Annotated in this window: 11 protein-coding genes; 4 read left to right on the top strand and 7 right to left on the bottom strand. The window is 58.5% G+C overall.

Going from position 1 to position 14,868, the window contains the following annotated elements; all coding sequences use genetic code 11:
- Positions 1-3: 3 nt before the first annotated feature.
- From ACZYUB_RS05755 to ACZYUB_RS05740, 4 genes are all read left to right on the top strand, one after another.
- Complete coding sequence (locus tag ACZYUB_RS05755; protein ID WP_463946272.1) at positions 4-1,101, top strand: uroporphyrinogen-III C-methyltransferase; 1,098 nt, start codon at positions 4-6, stop codon at positions 1,099-1,101.
- A gap of 10 nt (positions 1,102-1,111) precedes the next feature.
- Positions 1,112-2,290: a heme biosynthesis HemY N-terminal domain-containing protein gene (locus ACZYUB_RS05750; RefSeq protein ID WP_463946270.1), complete on the top strand. Its 1,179-nt coding sequence runs from the start codon at positions 1,112-1,114 to the stop codon at positions 2,288-2,290.
- A 184-nt stretch (positions 2,291-2,474) separates the two neighbouring features.
- Entirely contained in the window at positions 2,475-4,760 is a 2,286-nt protein-coding gene (locus ACZYUB_RS05745; protein WP_463946268.1) for an LTA synthase family protein, read from the top strand.
- Positions 4,761-5,100: 340 nt separating this feature from the next.
- Positions 5,101-6,318 (top strand): ammonium transporter, encoded by a 1,218-nt coding sequence (locus ACZYUB_RS05740; RefSeq protein WP_463946267.1) that lies wholly within the window; start codon positions 5,101-5,103, stop codon positions 6,316-6,318.
- 97 nt (positions 6,319-6,415) lie between these two features.
- On the opposite strand, the gene manA is transcribed toward ACZYUB_RS05740, so the two are convergent.
- Genes manA through ACZYUB_RS05705 form a run of 7 tightly spaced genes read right to left on the bottom strand, consistent with a single transcriptional unit; the run spans position 6,416 to position 14,861 of the window.
- The gene (manA, locus tag ACZYUB_RS05735) at positions 6,416-7,714 is read right to left on the bottom strand and encodes a mannose-6-phosphate isomerase, class I (RefSeq protein ID WP_463946265.1); all 1,299 of its coding nucleotides are present in this window, start codon (positions 7,712-7,714) and stop codon (positions 6,416-6,418) included.
- 2 nt (positions 7,715-7,716) lie between these two features.
- Positions 7,717-9,090 carry a phosphohexomutase domain-containing protein gene (locus ACZYUB_RS05730; RefSeq protein WP_463946264.1) on the bottom strand — a complete coding sequence of 458 codons (1,374 nt, stop codon included), beginning with the start codon at positions 9,088-9,090 and terminating at the stop codon, positions 7,717-7,719.
- A 27-nt stretch (positions 9,091-9,117) separates the two neighbouring features.
- Entirely contained in the window at positions 9,118-10,593 is a 1,476-nt protein-coding gene (locus tag ACZYUB_RS05725; RefSeq protein ID WP_463946262.1) for a mannose-1-phosphate guanylyltransferase/mannose-6-phosphate isomerase, read from the bottom strand.
- Between the two features lie 22 nt (positions 10,594-10,615).
- Positions 10,616-11,722, bottom strand: a complete 1,107-nt coding sequence (locus ACZYUB_RS05720) for an alginate lyase family protein (RefSeq protein WP_463946261.1) — start codon at positions 11,720-11,722, stop codon at positions 10,616-10,618.
- Positions 11,723-11,725: 3 nt separating this feature from the next.
- The gene (locus tag ACZYUB_RS05715; protein ID WP_463946260.1) at positions 11,726-13,144 is read right to left on the bottom strand and encodes an alginate O-acetyltransferase AlgX-related protein; all 1,419 of its coding nucleotides are present in this window, start codon (positions 13,142-13,144) and stop codon (positions 11,726-11,728) included.
- On the bottom strand, positions 13,141-13,755 hold the full coding sequence (locus tag ACZYUB_RS05710) for an alginate O-acetyltransferase AlgF (protein ID WP_463946259.1): 615 nt from the start codon (positions 13,753-13,755) through the stop codon (positions 13,141-13,143). The genes ACZYUB_RS05715 and ACZYUB_RS05710 overlap by 4 nt, the downstream gene beginning before the upstream one ends.
- A gap of 56 nt (positions 13,756-13,811) precedes the next feature.
- Positions 13,812-14,861, bottom strand: a complete 1,050-nt coding sequence (locus tag ACZYUB_RS05705) for an alginate O-acetyltransferase AlgX-related protein (protein WP_463946258.1) — start codon at positions 14,859-14,861, stop codon at positions 13,812-13,814.
- Between the last annotated feature and the right edge of the window lie 7 nt (positions 14,862-14,868).

The following is a 14,868-nucleotide window of genomic DNA, read 5'->3' as shown; positions in this document are numbered from 1 at the left end:
GGCATGACAGAACAAGTACCAGCCACCCAGCTTCCGGACAACGACGCCTCGGTGAACCCACCCGTAGCCGCTGCGGTTGCTCCGGCACAGCCGAATCACAGTGGCGGCTGGCGCAACCACTGGCTGGGCGCTCTGGCGATCGTGCTGCTCCTTGCCGCCTGCGCGGCTGCCTACCTGTACGACACCTGGCGCAGCCAGCAACAGACGGCGGCCCTGCACCAGTTGGAACTGCAATTGGTGGCGTTGCAACAGCAGCAACCGGCGCTGCAAGAAAATGACCTGCAGCGCCAACAACAGCTGCAAAACCTGAGCACCAGCCAGCAGCAGCTGAGTGACAAACAGACCCAGCTGGAAAAACAACTGCTGCGTCTGGAGAGCCGTCGCCCCAACGACTGGTTGCTGGCCGAAGCCGACTATCTGGTGCGCATGGCCGGACGCAAACTGTGGCTGGAGCGGGACGCCACCGCCGCCCAGATGTTGTTGGTCGAGGCCGATAACCGCTTGCGGGATCTCAACGATGCCAGCCTGTTGCCGTTGCGGCAGGCGCTGACCAGCGATCTGGTCAAACTCAAGGAGCTGCCGTTACTCGATCGGGAAGGTCTGGTACTGCGTCTCGGCGCCCTCATCGACAACGTGGATCAGCTGACGTTGCTCGGCATCAATCCACCACCGGCCCCCGAAGGGGAAGCGGATGCCGCACTCAGTAATGACCCGGGAGACTGGCAGAGCAATCTGAAGAAGAGCTGGACCGCCTTCACCGAGAATTTCATCACCATACGGCGTCGCAATGGCGATACCGAAGCGCTGATCTCCCCGCAACAAACCTGGTATCTGAAGGAGAATCTGAAGACTCGCTTGCTGCAGGCTCAGCTGGCCATCTACCGCGAACAGCAAGCCGTCTACGAAGACAATCTGACCAAGGCGGATAGCTGGCTGGAGCAGTACTTCGACCCCAATGACAGCACCAGCCAATACATGCATGGCGAGATTGCCAAACTGCTGGAACAACCCGTGGTGCTGGATTATCCCAAGCAATTCCAGAGTCAGCACCAGCTCGAGGAGTTGGTCCATCAACGGCTGCAACACCTGATGGCCCAGTGAGGAGACGACCATGATTCGGATACTGTTACTGCTCGGGATCCTGGGCGCGGCCTTGTTGTGCGGTCCGTTACTGGCGGGCAACAAAGGTTATGTCCTGATTGCCATCGGCGAGTACACCATCGAGATGACGGTGATCAGCGCTGCCATTCTGGCCTTTATCCTCTACGGGACCCTATTGCTGCTGGAGCGGGTGGCGGTGCGACTGTTTGGCATCAAGGGCTCGACTCGGCTCTGGCTGGGGAATCGCCGTCGCCGGAAAGCCCGGGAGCGCACCCTCGCGGGCACCCTGGCCCTGGCCGAAGGTCAATTTCGGCAGGCTGAAACTCTGATGCGCAAGAGCGCCCCGGACAGTGAACAAGCCTTGCTGAACTATCTCAGTGCCGCAGAGGCGGCTCAGGCTCAGGGCGAACATGCCCGTCGCGACGAATATCTGGAACAGGCGGCCGCCCAGCATCCTCGCGCCTCGCTGGCCGTCAGCCTGATCCGGGCCCGGCTGTTGCTGCGCCAGCAGCAATATGCCGAGGCCGAAACCCTGCTGGAAAACCTCAATCAGGCCCACCCGCAACATGCCGTGATCCAGCAACTGCTCAAGGAGTGCTATCAGGCGCTGGGACACTGGGCCCCCCTGTTGGCCCTGCTGCCACAGTTGCAAAAGCGCAAACAGCTGAGCGGCGAAGAGCAGCGGCAGTTGCAGCAGCAGATCTATCCGGCACTGTTCGAGGAGCAGGCCCGTACCGGTGGCGCCAGCGGTGTACAAACCTTGTGGCGCGAGTTGCCGAAGAGTCTGAAGCAGGATCCGGCGCTGCAGGCCGCCGCGGCAGGAGCCCTGATCCGCCAGGGCGAAGAGGCTCAAGCCCTCGAGCTGCTGCAAGAGGGTCTGAAACGGCATGCTGAGCCGGCACTGTTGCTGGTAATCCCGTTGCTGAGGCAGTCCGCCCCCCGTCTGCTCGCCCAACTGCAAAAATGGGAACAGCAGGAGTCACAACCATCCGCCTCACTGCTGCAGGCCATCGGCTCCTTGCTGTTGCGGCAGCGGGATTTTGAAGCGGCCCAGGCGTATCTGGAACGCGCCCTGGCTCTGGAGCCTGATGCGACCACCTACCGCGCACTCGCCGAGCTGATGGAGCAACTACGGCTGTTCGAGAAAGCCAGTACCTACTATCGCCTCAGCCTAGCCGCCACCGCATAGGCCTCGAGTTTGTTATTGCCCGACCGTATTTGCGCTGGTCGAACCTCGACTTCTGTCGACCAGCGCCGGATATTGCACTGCCGGAATTGACAGGTCAGCGATAGCTCTCCACCATCGGTCGATCCGGCAAGAGACTTGCTTAGCAATCTATTGCCTCCCGCGACCGGCTTGAGAGAAACCGCACATGCGTCACCGTTTCATATTCCGTCATCCTGATGCCAGAACGGCCTCTCCGCTCGAGCGTATGCTGCTCGGTCTACTGGGGCTCTTGCTGTTGCTGGTCTTATTGCTGCCGGTGGTTCGGGACGAGGGACTGCTCTATCCGGCCTATCATCTGCAATTCGGCGACGTCGCCGAACTGCAGAATATGGGCATGATCTACAAGAATGATGATCGCGGCACCTATGCGGTGCTGGATGCCAATTGGCGTTTCACCCAGCCCCTGAAACCGGGGGATCACATCGTCTACCGCTTGAGTCGGCCCGATAGCCAGGAAGCCAGCCATATTGATCTGGCGGTCGGTCCCCGCGAAGGACTGAGCTCCGAGTGTCTGCATCAAGGTGGTTGTGAAGTGTCGCTCGCAGCCAGCATCCGGGTGTTGAAAGAATCGCTCGCCGAACAGTATCAATTGACGGTAGAAATCGCCCGCTCCGGGGTCGAGCCCTCAGCCGCATTCAATACGCCCCAGCTGATCCGCTCTTTGCCCCAGAGCGGTTTTAGTCTGCAGCGCATGCTGCTGAGCCTGAGCGCAACCCTGCTACTGTGCTGGGGATTACTGCGAGTATTGGCGCCCGTGCTGCGCCAGGGACTGCGCTGGCGGATCACCGGCACCATCTTGCTGGCCAACCTCTGTTTTCTACTGCTCCATGCCACCTTCTGTTTCCGCGTCAGTGAGTTTCTGGTCTGGTCCGAATACCGGATCAACCACTATTACCTCTCCTGGAGCCTGATGACCCTCGGCTGGCTCGTCAGTGTGCTGGTCGGTCGTCATCTGTATATGGGTCTGATCTTCACCCTGCTGTTCGCCATCGGCCTACTCGCCAACTTTGCAAAAATCAGCATCTATGGTACCTCGCTGGGTGGGGATGACCTGAACAATCTGGTCAGCCTGTTGCAGATCCTGATCGGCGACCACGGGCTTTGGGTCGGCGGGATCGGTGCTTCGTTGCTGATCCTGCTCTGGCGCCTGCGCTGGTTCAACTGGCTGCTGCGTTTCGTCGCCGTCCTCGTCACCTTCTTCGGCTTCAGTGTGTTCGCCATTCAGGCCAGCAATACGGTGCTCGGCCCGAATATCAACTATTTCAATAACGAAACCAGTTACCACAGGGATATGGTGCGCCGAGGCCCATCCCTCTATCTGTTCGATCTGATCAACGGCCTGGTCTCCGGCAGCTCCATCTATAGCTACCCGGCTGCAGCCTCCCCGTTGCAACAACCCTTGATGAGCCCTGATACCAACGCCACAGACCAACCGGCCTGGGATCTGGTCATCGTCATGCAATATGAGGCGCTCTGGCTGGGCTGGGAAGGCGGCATCTGCAAACCGGCACCGGTGCTCAGGCTGCCGGCAACGGTGCAGGCGGTGCAGCAACAGATCCACTCCCCGACCACGGGCGGCATGACAGTGCTGGCCGAGTTCGAGATGAATACCGGTTTACCGGTAGGTCTGCTGAAACAGGGCATAGTGCCCTACTACTATCTGGCCGATCAGGCGGCGGGTTTGGCTCGCAGTGCGGGAGCCATGGGATACAGCACTCACTTCTATCATCCCTACAAACAGAATTTCTGGGGACGGGATAAGGCTATACCGGCGCTGGGTTACCAGCACGGTCATTTCGACAGCGAATTCAATACCCTGGATCAGAAAGGTTTTTATACCAGCGACCGGGCGCTGGTGCAGCGGATTCTGGAACAGAGCCAAGCCGACTCGGCTCCTCAACTCCTCTATGCCGTCACCATGCAGGGACATGGCCCATTCAACCAGAGTCGTTACGGTCAGCAAGAGCTGGAGGCGGCTTGCCCTGGCGAAAGTGAAAGTGACCGCCAGACTCTGAATACCTACTACACCGGTGTGGTAGATGCCATGGCCTCGCTGCAAAGTCTGATCGATGGCCTGGATGCCAGTGGCAAACGCTATCTGTTGCTGGCATTTGGTGATCACCAACCCTATCTGATGAGCGCCGGAACCCGGGTATTACCCCCTCATGCCAAGACGGAGCTGACGTTCCGGATCCCGTTCATGGCCTTCAGCCGTGCAGGCAGCGGTCCGCTGAACCAGCAATACCGGAACGTACGCCAGCTATTCCAGGCCGGGCAAGTTACGCGGGCACTGCTCGGGAACAGCCAGTTTATTCCCGATCTGCCACAGCCAGTGCTGCACCCCCTGCTGGGCAAGGAGCCCACATTCGAGCCTGCCAGCTACCAGCAAGCCCTCGAGGCGACCTTTCGCGCCGATACCTTCTCTCATTAATGCGGGCCCTGCGGCATCCAGCCGCAGGACTCACTCTCCTACTGTTGGTGCTTTGCACTGTTTTGATGCTCCATTTTAGTGCTTGATGCTGGCGAACACCGGAGGGGAAGTCGCCGTGGTTCTGTCTCTATTTATCCTTTTTCATCATAAGGTTATCCATAAAGCCTCCGACCGCTGATCCAGTTGGTACGCTTTGTGTATATGCACTGCGCCGCGCACCAGAAGAACTCCCCCAGTTGGTTCGATTGCGCGAAAAATGTGCTTAACAAAAACAATACAACCCGGAACAAGGCGAACCCAGGATGCCGGTTGCGCCATTTTGTAGCGATGGAGGTCAGTTGTGGTGGATGTAAACAATGCAGTGGCAACACTGGTTACCAGCTCGGATACCCTGTTTATTTTGCTGGGTGCCATCATGGTGCTGGCCATGCATGCAGGTTTTGCGTTTCTGGAGCTCGGCACCGTCCGCGGCAAGAACCAGGTCAACGCCCTGGTCAAGATCATCACCGATTTCGCCGTGTCCACGCTGGCCTACTTCTTCTTCGGCTATTGTCTGGCTTACGGCCAAACCTTTATGAGCGGCGCCCACACCCTGGTTGCCAACCATGGTTTTGATCTGACTAAGTTCTTCTTCCTGCTGACCTTTGCGGCGGCAATCCCGGCGATTGTCAGCGGTGGTATTGCCGAGCGAGCTCGTTTCTATCCCATGCTCACCTGCTCCTTCCTGATTGTCGGCCTGGTCTATCCGCTGTTCGAAGGGATCGCCTGGAACGGCCGGTTCGGGGTGCAGGAGTGGCTGCAGGGCCAGTTCGGCGCGGCGTTCCATGACTTTGCCGGCTCCGTGGTGGTTCACGCGGTGGGCGGCTGGATTGGTCTGGTCGCCGTGATCCTGCTCGGCACCCGACGTGGACGAGTCCGCAATGGCCAGACTGTCGGCTTCGCTCCGTCCAATATTCCCATGCTGGCGCTGGGCGCCTGGATCCTGATCGTCGGCTGGTTTGGTTTCAATGTGATGTCGGCGCAGAAGCTGTCGGCGATCAGTGGTCTGGTGGCGGTGAACTCGCTGATGGCCATGGTCGGTGGCACCCTGGTCGCGCTGCTGCTGGGCCGTAATGATCCCGGCTTCATCCATAACGGCCCACTCGCCGGTCTGGTCGCGGTCTGTGCCGGTTCCGACCTGATGCATCCGGTGGGCGCTCTGGTGGTCGGTGGTGTTGCCAGCGCCATCTTCATCCTGGTGTTCACCTGGTTGCAACGCAAACCGAAGATCGACGATGTACTCGGGGTCTGGCCGCTGCATGGCCTGTGTGGTGCCTGGGGTGGTATCGCTGCCGGTATCTTCGGCAGCGAAGCCCTGGGCGGTATGGGCGGCGTCAGCTTCATGAGCCAGCTGATCGGCACCCTGATGGGCGTTGCCATTGCGGTGATCGGGGCCCTGGTGATCTACGGCATCATGGCCAAGGTCGTCGGCCTGCGGTTGAGCCAGGAAGAAGAACACGAAGGGGCTGACTTGGCGATCCACAAGATCAGCGCCACCGCTCACGAGGTACAACTGTAAATCCCGTGCTGGATATCAGAGATAAACACGGCTCCCGATGGGAGCCGTTTTGTTGTGAGGCCCCAGAGAAAGTCCAGGGCAATGCTGGAACAACCGCTTATTGCGTGACGCTCTGATTCACCCGGGCCCAGGCTAACTTGCCCTTGCCACTCAAGGTGTAGCCCGCACCACCGGCAGGCAGCAGCAACGCATCGGCGGGTCCCAACGACCAGGTTTCACCCTCGGCCGAGGTGAGCGTCATCTGGCCGCGTAACCCGTACAACAATTCAATCTCTCCCTGTCCGCCAACCGGGAAGGGCGTCGGACCATCCGGCCGCAAAAAGCTGAGCCGGAAGTCGTCCACCGGTATCGGAATAACCTGCTCGATACCCACATAGTCCGGTCGCAATACTTCCGGATACATGATGCTGAACTCGACCGTAGCCAGCAGCTCAGGTTTGTCCACATGCTTGTCGGTCAGGCCGGCGCGCAGCACGTTATCCGAGCAGGCCATCACCTCCACTCCGGTCCCGCGCAAGTAGGCATGAGGCGTCCGCGCCGGCAGGAACAGCGACTCGCCCGGATTGAGATAGACCAGGTTCAGCAACAGGGGCGCAAAGGCACCGCTGTCACCGGGATAAGCACGGGCCAGACGGGCCATCTCCAGCAAGGCCGGTTGCTTGTGGTACTTGATGCTGGGGGCAGCCGCAGCCAGGGTGCGGCGCACCTCCTCGGCCGGGAGCTCCAGGACCCATTGGTAAAAAGGCTCCAGAGCCTCGACGCCCTTGGCCTCCAGTTCCAGGATCCAGTTGTTGAACAACTTGACGCCCAGCAGTTGCAGCAGGTGAATCATCTCGGGGATCGGCCGAAAGCCGACCATGGCGGCAAACGGCGTCAAGGCCGAGATCAACTCGGGCTTGTGATTCGGGTCCTTGTAGTTGCGATGCCCGGCGGCCAGCGGAATACCGGCCAGCTCCTCGCGCAAAAATCCCTGTTGCGCCTGCTGTTTGTTCGGATGCACCTGGATCGACAGGGGGGAGCCGGCCGAGAGGATCTTGAACAGGAAGGGCAGCTCATGACCAAAATGCGCCACCACCGATTGCCCCAGCAACAGCTGGGGCTCGGCCTGAATCACCCGATCCAGTGGCACACTGCCGCTGGGCAGATTCACCCAGGAGGGAGCCTTGGGATGGGCTCCGACCCAGATCTCGGCCTGGGGCTGCCCGGAGGGGTTGGCGACACCCAGCAGCCAGGGCAGGACATCCGTAGTCCCCCAGGCATAAGGCTGGACGCTATTTTGCAGTTTCAACGGCCGCTGCAATTGCTGGGCAGACAGACCGGGCAACAATTCGGAAGCGGGTTCTTCGGCGATCCGGGTTCCGGCTAGTTCCGGACTCAGTGGTGATAATGACAACATGGTTAACCCTCCTGGCGTAGCAGCGTCAACACTTCATGGGTCTTGTGATCCATCAAGTGGATATCAGCGCGGGACTCGACGTTCAAGCGCACCACAGGCTCGGTATTCGAGCTGCGCAGATTAAAACGCCAAGCCTCGAACTCCAGACTGATGCCATCGGTGTGGTCAATCAGGGTGGCGTGCGGTTGATAGTGGGCCAGCACCCGGGCAATGGCAGCCTGCGGGTCGGGCAACACACTGTTGATCTCCCCGGATGAGGGGTAAGCGGCGATGCGCTCGGCCACCAGCGTCGAGAGCGGCTGACGGCGCCGGGAGAGCAGCTCGATCACCAGCAGCCAGGGGATCATGCCACTGTCGCAATACGCAAAATCCCGGAAGTAATGGTGTGCACTCATCTCGCCGCCATACAGGGCATCCTCGGCGCGCATCCGCTCCTTGATAAAGGCGTGACCGGTCTTGGATTGCACCGCCACACCGCCGCTTTGGGTGACAATGCTCTGGGTATTCCACACCAGTCGCGGGTCATGGATGATGCGGCTGCCGGGCTGCTTGACTAGGAAGGATTCCGCCAGCAGGCCAACGATGTAATAGCCCTCGATAAAAGCGCCCTTCTCGTCGAACAGGAAGCAGCGATCGAAGTCCCCATCCCAGGCAATGCCCATATCGGCGCCATAGGCCTTGACCGCTGCCGTGGTGTCTTCCCGACACTCGGGCAGCAAGGGATTGGGAATACCATGGGGAAAATGCCCATCCGGCTCATGATGCAGCTTGATGAAACTGATCGGCACGCCCAGCACCTTGAAGCGCTTCTCCAGCGCGTCGATGACATGCCCGGCGGCACCATTGCCCACATTGGTCACCAGCTTGAGTGGGCGCAACTGGGCCAAGTCCAGATAGGTCAGCAGGTGAGCGACATAGGCCTCTTCCACACTCTGCTGCAGATAATGGCCGGGTAACTTGGCTTCCGGACCATAGTCCCGGGTTTCGGCCAGCCGCTTGATCTCGTTCAGGCCGGTATCGCCACTGATCGGCTTGCTGCCCTCGCGCACCAGTTTCATGCCGTTGTAGTCAGCCGGGTTGTGGGAGGCGGTCACCTCGATGCCACCATCCACCCCCAGATGCCAGGTGGCAAAGTAGATCTCCTCGGTGCCGGTCAATCCCAGATCGATCACATCGGCACCGCTATCCATCAGCCCGCGGGCTAACGCCTGTTTCAGGGCCGGAGTCGACAACCGCACATCGCCACCGATCACCACCCGTTTGGCCCCCAGATAGTAGGCAAACGCGCGGCCAATCCGGTAGGCGATCTCCTCATTCAACTCATCACCCAGTCGGCCTCGAATGTCATAAGCCTTGAAGCAGCTCAGTTGTTCCATCTCCAGATCCCTCTTGTGCTGTGTTGATTAGTTAGCCGGCAGAATGCGAATGCCGGAGGCCATCAGCAGATTGCTGGCTGGCAAGGGGTCATGAGGATCGACCCGGCCATAGACATCGGCCACCCGTTCAATATCTTCGTCACCGAGAAAGGTGCCGGTCTGGACTTCGATGATTTCCAGCGGCACCTTGCCCGGGTTGGCCAGGCGGTGAAATTCACCTTGCGGAATATATGTGGACTGATTTTCGGTGATCAGGAAGGACTGCTCGCCAATGGTCACCTCACCGACACCGTGGACTACCACCCAGTGTTCGGCGCGGTGCAGATGCCGATGCAAGGAGAGACTCTGCCCCGGTTGCACCGTAATGTGCTTGACCCCGAAGCGTTGGCCCTGATCGATGGCGTCATAGCTGCCCCAGGGGCGATACACCTCGCGATGATGCTGCGCCTCTTGCCGACCGGCCTGCTCCAGCTTCTTCACCACATTTTTGACGTCCTGCACCTGATCCAGATCCGCCACCAGCACCGCATCCTTGGTCTCGATGACGACTGTGTTCTTCATGCCGATCAGACTGACCATGCGATGGGTGGTGTGGACGTAGCAATTCTCGCTCTGCTGGAGTTCGACGTTGCCCTTGAGGAAGTTGCTCTGCTCATCTTTTTCCTGCTCTTCCCACAGCGCCGACCAGCTGCCGACGTCGCTCCAGCCCGCCTGCAGCGGCACCAGCACAGCATCCTGGGTCCGCTCCATAATGGCGTAATCGATGGAGTCATCCGGGCAAAAAGCAAAGCTGTCGGCATCCAGACGCCAGAAGTCCAGATCCCGGTACTTGCGCTCCAGCGACAACTGGCAGGTATCGTAGATATCCGGTTGCAGGGCTTTGACCTCGTCTAGGAAGCGGCTGGCCTTGAACATGAACATGCCGCTGTTCCAGAAGTAGTCGCCACTGGCCAGAAAACTCATCGCCGTCTGCTGATCTGGCTTCTCAACGAAGCGTTCTACCGGTACCGCCTCCAGACCATTGACCTGGGAGCTCTTCACATAGCCATAGCCGGTTTCCGGTGCCGTCGGCACAATGCCGAACAGCACCAGCTTGCCCTTCTCGGCCTCGACCCGCGCCCGCTCCAGCGCGGCATGGAAAGCCGGTACGTCACGGATTACATGGTCCGCGGGCAACACCAGCATCAGATCATCGACGGTTTCTTCCTCCTGGATCAGCATGGCCGCCAGGGTCACCGCCGGGGCCGTGTTACGGCCAAAGGGCTCCAGCAACACGTTACTGGGTTCGCGCTTGATCTCCTGCAACTGCTCCCGCACCACGAAACGATGCAGGTGGTTGCAGACCAGAAAGGGTTTACCGAATGGTTTTTCCGGCAAGCGCATAACCGTCTGCTGTAACAGGGTGTGTTCACCCAGCAGATTCAAAAACTGCTTCGGGTGTTGCTTGCGGGACAGAGGCCAGAGGCGAGAGCCGCTACCACCAGAGAGAATAACTGGAATCATGGGAACACTCCTTGTACCGGGTCTATTGGGTCTTGCGCCGCTCGGGATAGAGCTCCGGGCGGTCACGAAGGTAGATAAAACTTTGATCGCCGCCGAGACGACTGGTCCGCAACGGCATCAGCTGCTTAATTAACGACAGAGAACGATCGTCGTGAGAAATAGAGACATAAGAGGCCATCCAAGAGAGACGCCCGCCTGTGCGCAGATCCTCCTGAACTTGTTGAGCGCCGGCGGCTTGTTCGATAAGCGCCGGATTATCCATGCTGGTCAGCACGCTGTTCACCAGTCGGTCAAGAGCGTGCTGCCCCAACACTAACGGTTGTTGCTGATTGGCTTGGGCAAAGGCCGCCAACACCACCAGAGGCTGTAAGGCAAAGTTATGGTAAGAGGCGGCTCTCGTTTTACGTCTGAGCTCATTGGGCAAGAAACCATCGGTCGTAATTTGCGCCATGGCGGTTTGATAAATACCGTAGGACCAATCGAACAAATCCTGACGTTGCAGAACAATGGCACTGGCCATGACGCCCCAGGCCGCCCAGTAATCGTGGTTGTTGGTCTGTTTCTCGCTCCGGTTGCTGTAATCCTTCTGGACCTGGGTTGCCAGGGCACCAATCCAGCCCTCTATCAGTTGCCGATCCGCGGACGGGATTTGAGCACCAAGGTTCAGCTGTACCTTTAAATAGTTCACCGCAATAGCGCTCAGTGTCCATTTCCGAACCGCACGACCAACAGGGCTCGGGGTCTCATCTTCCAGCGCATGCTCCTGCGCCCAGCTCCGCCACAGCGACAGCAGGCACTGCAAATCCTGGACACTCCCCTTGCCCTTGAACAGGCGATCACTCAGGCTGGCCGATTGTTGCTGCAGATCGCTCATCGGCTTGGTCAAGCGCTCAAATTCCCGTTGAGAATCCGGGTTGATGGTGTCGCGAGCAGGCCCTGACCCCTCGTATTTACTCGGAAAGGTCAATGACCCCCGATAAACGGCGACTTTGGAACAAGTCACGCTCTTGGCCGAGGCTCGCAGCTGCAAGCCTGGATTATAGAATCCAGATGGCGCAGACAACTGCGCAGCGTCAGCTGTTACTGCACAGAGCAAACCGGACATCGAGAGCCATAACCACCAACGCATCCGTTATCTCCTCGCCGTTTGCAGACCAGGCTGCTCATTCTGACGGCACACCTTGGTCGCGATAGACACCTTGCTTTCAGTGGATTTCACCTTGGTCAAATCCAGAGAAATAAAGGACTGGTCATGGCGCGACTCATCTTGTGCCAGCAAAAAGACAAAGCGACCTCCGGTATTCGCCCGGGAGTTCTGCTTCACCTTGAACGCTTCAGAAGTCCCGTTGCCGTACCAGGCAGTGACTTCGAGCTCATGCACGGTCGGATCACTCACCGTCATATCCATCACCAGCTCGCCGGCTTTTTCCTTGAGCAACTCCTGACTGAACACCAACTCGTTCTGCCCCGCAGTGGGCTGGATCTCCTGTTTCCCTTCCATGATGGGAGTACTGTTGGCGCAGCCGTTATCAACCAGAGGAATTAACTGCCGAAACAGTGACTTATCTGAAAGACTGTAATGGGATGGTGTTTCCCAGATGATCAATTTGGGCGGAGCTTTCTGAAACCCGTCCGAGGGGAGATATTCCAACCAGGCTCCACGATCCTCCCCCCCGGTCATCGCCACATTCATGACATCCTTGCCCAATGCTTCACGCAAAAAGCCATCGAAGTTGAATTTGGGCAGAGCCGTGAAGCTGGTGCCCAGCAAGACGATCTGGGGGCTGCTCTCCTCGGCTAGCAGATCATCGGCACCGGAGGTTTCAGTGGTCTGGTACTCATTCCAGTACTGCATCGGATAGCCCTGCTGGCAGAGCTGCTTGGCCGCCCGGTGCATGGATCCATCAATCGGTGAGTAACCGCTGACCTGGGTGCTGTACTGCTTATCCGGAAGCTGGCTGTAGAATGGCTCCTGCTTGATCAATTGCGCTGACAGCTTGGCCGTCGCCTTTGAACCTGCCGGAGTCCAGTGAATATCCCGCTTGAAGTAATAATCCTCCGCCATCTGGCCAATCAGTTGATCCAGAGGTGGGGTTATGACTCCCATCTTGCGGTAATCGGCCAACGTCTGCCGGTAGTTTTTCAACGCTAACGGGTAATTAAAGGGCGTGGCACTCTTGTCGCGTTCCATCAAACCGCGACTGGGGGTATAGATCATCATCAAGCGGGAGCCGCGACGATCCAATGCCTCCACAAACTGTTTCAGCATCGCCATCACCGCCGGTTTAGGACCAAACTCGGTCGCAAAATCACTGCGAGCGCGGAACAGCCAACCGTCTTTCCCCTCAACGACTGGCCACATGGACTCCAGCTCACTGCCCTTGTAATTGCTCTGCTCCAGTGCCGCCGGGCAGAGCTGGCAGCAAGGCTCCGGTTTATAAATCGGTTCCACGGCAATCGGCTCAGGTGCGGCGGTAGCCGACGTGGCCACAGCCAGCAGAGCTCCCGATACCGAGTAACGCAGCATCGGTAACGAGATCAGGCCGTTCATTGCGGAGTCTCCACAACACTGATCTTGGTTTGCCCGCTCACGGTCAGCGCAAACAAGCTGGTGGCCTGCCCACGTTTGAGCATGATCGGCGCCGTACTGGCTAGAACTTGGCCCTCTTTACCCACACTGAACGGCATTTTGACCGCATTGACATCCCGGCTGGCAAACGCAGCAGACTGTACCGGTCCGATGATGGACTTGCCTGCAGCCGTTTGTAGTGAGAGAGCATCGGTCGTCAAGTTGTATAAGGCTAGTCGCGCCTTGGCCTTGTCTTTGAACGGTTGCTCAGTGACCGGTGTGGCTTTGCCGGATTGCCACAGGAATGTTTGCTGACTGCCTTTACTTAAAGTAAGAGGCAATGCTTGTCCGTTCAGTTTCAGGGTGTAATTTCCAGCCACCGCAAAGGCATAGGGGCTGCAATTGCCACCAGCCAGAGTGAAGGACTTGCCGTTAAACTCGACACTCAGCGGCGTGGAGTCGGCATTCATGACGCGAAAGAACCCCGCATTGGCCGGAGCTATTGCGCCATAGAGTGCGGCATCACCCGCGTACGCTGGGTGGGTCAGAAACAGAGCAACACCCATCACGACACTCATCATCCATTTTTTCATTGTCATTACTCCTTGAATGGAACCAGTTGACCTTAAAATCATCGAACACTCGTATCTCAGGACTCGGGTTTCGGTAACGGCTGCACCAGATAACGAACCGGGATTTCCCAGATCACCTGGCGAATCTCGGTTTTAGCTAACGGGTTATCAGCTAACCAGGTGCGCATTGGCTGGAATGGCCCCTTGCCCTGTTCGGCATAGTTGACCCAGTCCGCTCCCGTGGCCTGCTTGATGGCTCCAGCAAAGTTCCAGGCTTCGTTGGCGCTGTAGCTGGTACCAATCAGCAGGCGAGTAATGGCAGGAACGTCAGCCAGCAGGTCGTCGCCACCGCCGTTATCCAGCGTCACCGGCGTCACTAATAGATCCGCTTCTGGCCCCCAGTCGGCAAAATATGGCGCCACCGGAATGTAGTTAAGTAGATCACCGCGATAGGATTTGGCCTCGCCCTGCTCGGTGCTGAACCGTTGACCATCCCCCTCCTGACCAAGCTGTTGCGCCGTCCACTGGGCCACCTGACTGGCACCAAACGGCGTCCAGTGGGTATCGCTTTTCAGGAATACTTCCTGCTGCTTAGCGGCGCGCCATAGCAGAGGGCGCAAATCAACAACAGAAACCCCACGATCTGCCAGTCCGTGCAGAGCTTGCTCATACAAACGCGCTTGCAGCTGCGGGTTGACCTGCTGCAACTGCTCGCTGTAGATCTCGCTCTTGGCTGGCAGCAACACTGGTAATAACTGGATATTGGCCGCCGAGAATTGGCGAGCCACAGTGGCGATTTCATCCAGTGCCACCTGTAAATGGGCCGCTTCCCGGGGGGACCAGACAAACTCTTCCTTACTGAACAACCACCCCTGCTTGCCGACGACCACACCCGGACGCCCCTCGTTAAACAGCTGATAATCCAGTGCAGCCCAGGCGTTGGTAGCCCAGTCTTTCATGACAAATTTTTCGTCATACAAACTTTCAATTTGCCGGGCATTCCGGCCATCCAGCCAGGCGCGACCACCGTCTGCGGGCCAACTGAGTTCCTTCCAGGAGATCAGCGCCAGCGGTACCATCAGCACCAGCCAGAGTCCCCCGTTGATGTAGCGGATATGCTTTCTCATCGTGAGC

Source organism: Pseudaeromonas sp. HNCC25DJ182 (assembly GCF_055413365.1).
Note: the sequence above shows the minus strand (reverse complement) of the source record. Positions and strands in the feature narration are given on the sequence as shown.

What these genes read in the sequence shown, in the direction of transcription:
- ACZYUB_RS05755 (WP_463946272.1), top strand. Translation starts at nt 4, where the DNA reads ATGACAGAACAAGTACCAGCCACCCAGCTTCCGGACAACGACGCCTCG.
- ACZYUB_RS05750 (WP_463946270.1), top strand. Translation starts at nt 1,112, where the DNA reads ATGATTCGGATACTGTTACTGCTCGGGATCCTGGGCGCGGCCTTGTTG.
- ACZYUB_RS05745 (WP_463946268.1), top strand. Translation starts at nt 2,475, where the DNA reads ATGCGTCACCGTTTCATATTCCGTCATCCTGATGCCAGAACGGCCTCT.
- manA (WP_463946265.1), bottom strand. Translation starts at nt 7,714, where the DNA reads ATGTTGTCATTATCACCACTGAGTCCGGAACTAGCCGGAACCCGGATC.
- ACZYUB_RS05730 (WP_463946264.1), bottom strand. Translation starts at nt 9,090, where the DNA reads ATGGAACAACTGAGCTGCTTCAAGGCTTATGACATTCGAGGCCGACTG.
- ACZYUB_RS05725 (WP_463946262.1), bottom strand. Translation starts at nt 10,593, where the DNA reads ATGATTCCAGTTATTCTCTCTGGTGGTAGCGGCTCTCGCCTCTGGCCT.
- ACZYUB_RS05720 (WP_463946261.1), bottom strand. Translation starts at nt 11,722, where the DNA reads ATGCGTTGGTGGTTATGGCTCTCGATGTCCGGTTTGCTCTGTGCAGTA.
- ACZYUB_RS05715 (WP_463946260.1), bottom strand. Translation starts at nt 13,144, where the DNA reads ATGAACGGCCTGATCTCGTTACCGATGCTGCGTTACTCGGTATCGGGA.
- ACZYUB_RS05710 (WP_463946259.1), bottom strand. Translation starts at nt 13,755, where the DNA reads ATGAAAAAATGGATGATGAGTGTCGTGATGGGTGTTGCTCTGTTTCTG.
- ACZYUB_RS05705 (WP_463946258.1), bottom strand. Translation starts at nt 14,861, where the DNA reads ATGAGAAAGCATATCCGCTACATCAACGGGGGACTCTGGCTGGTGCTG.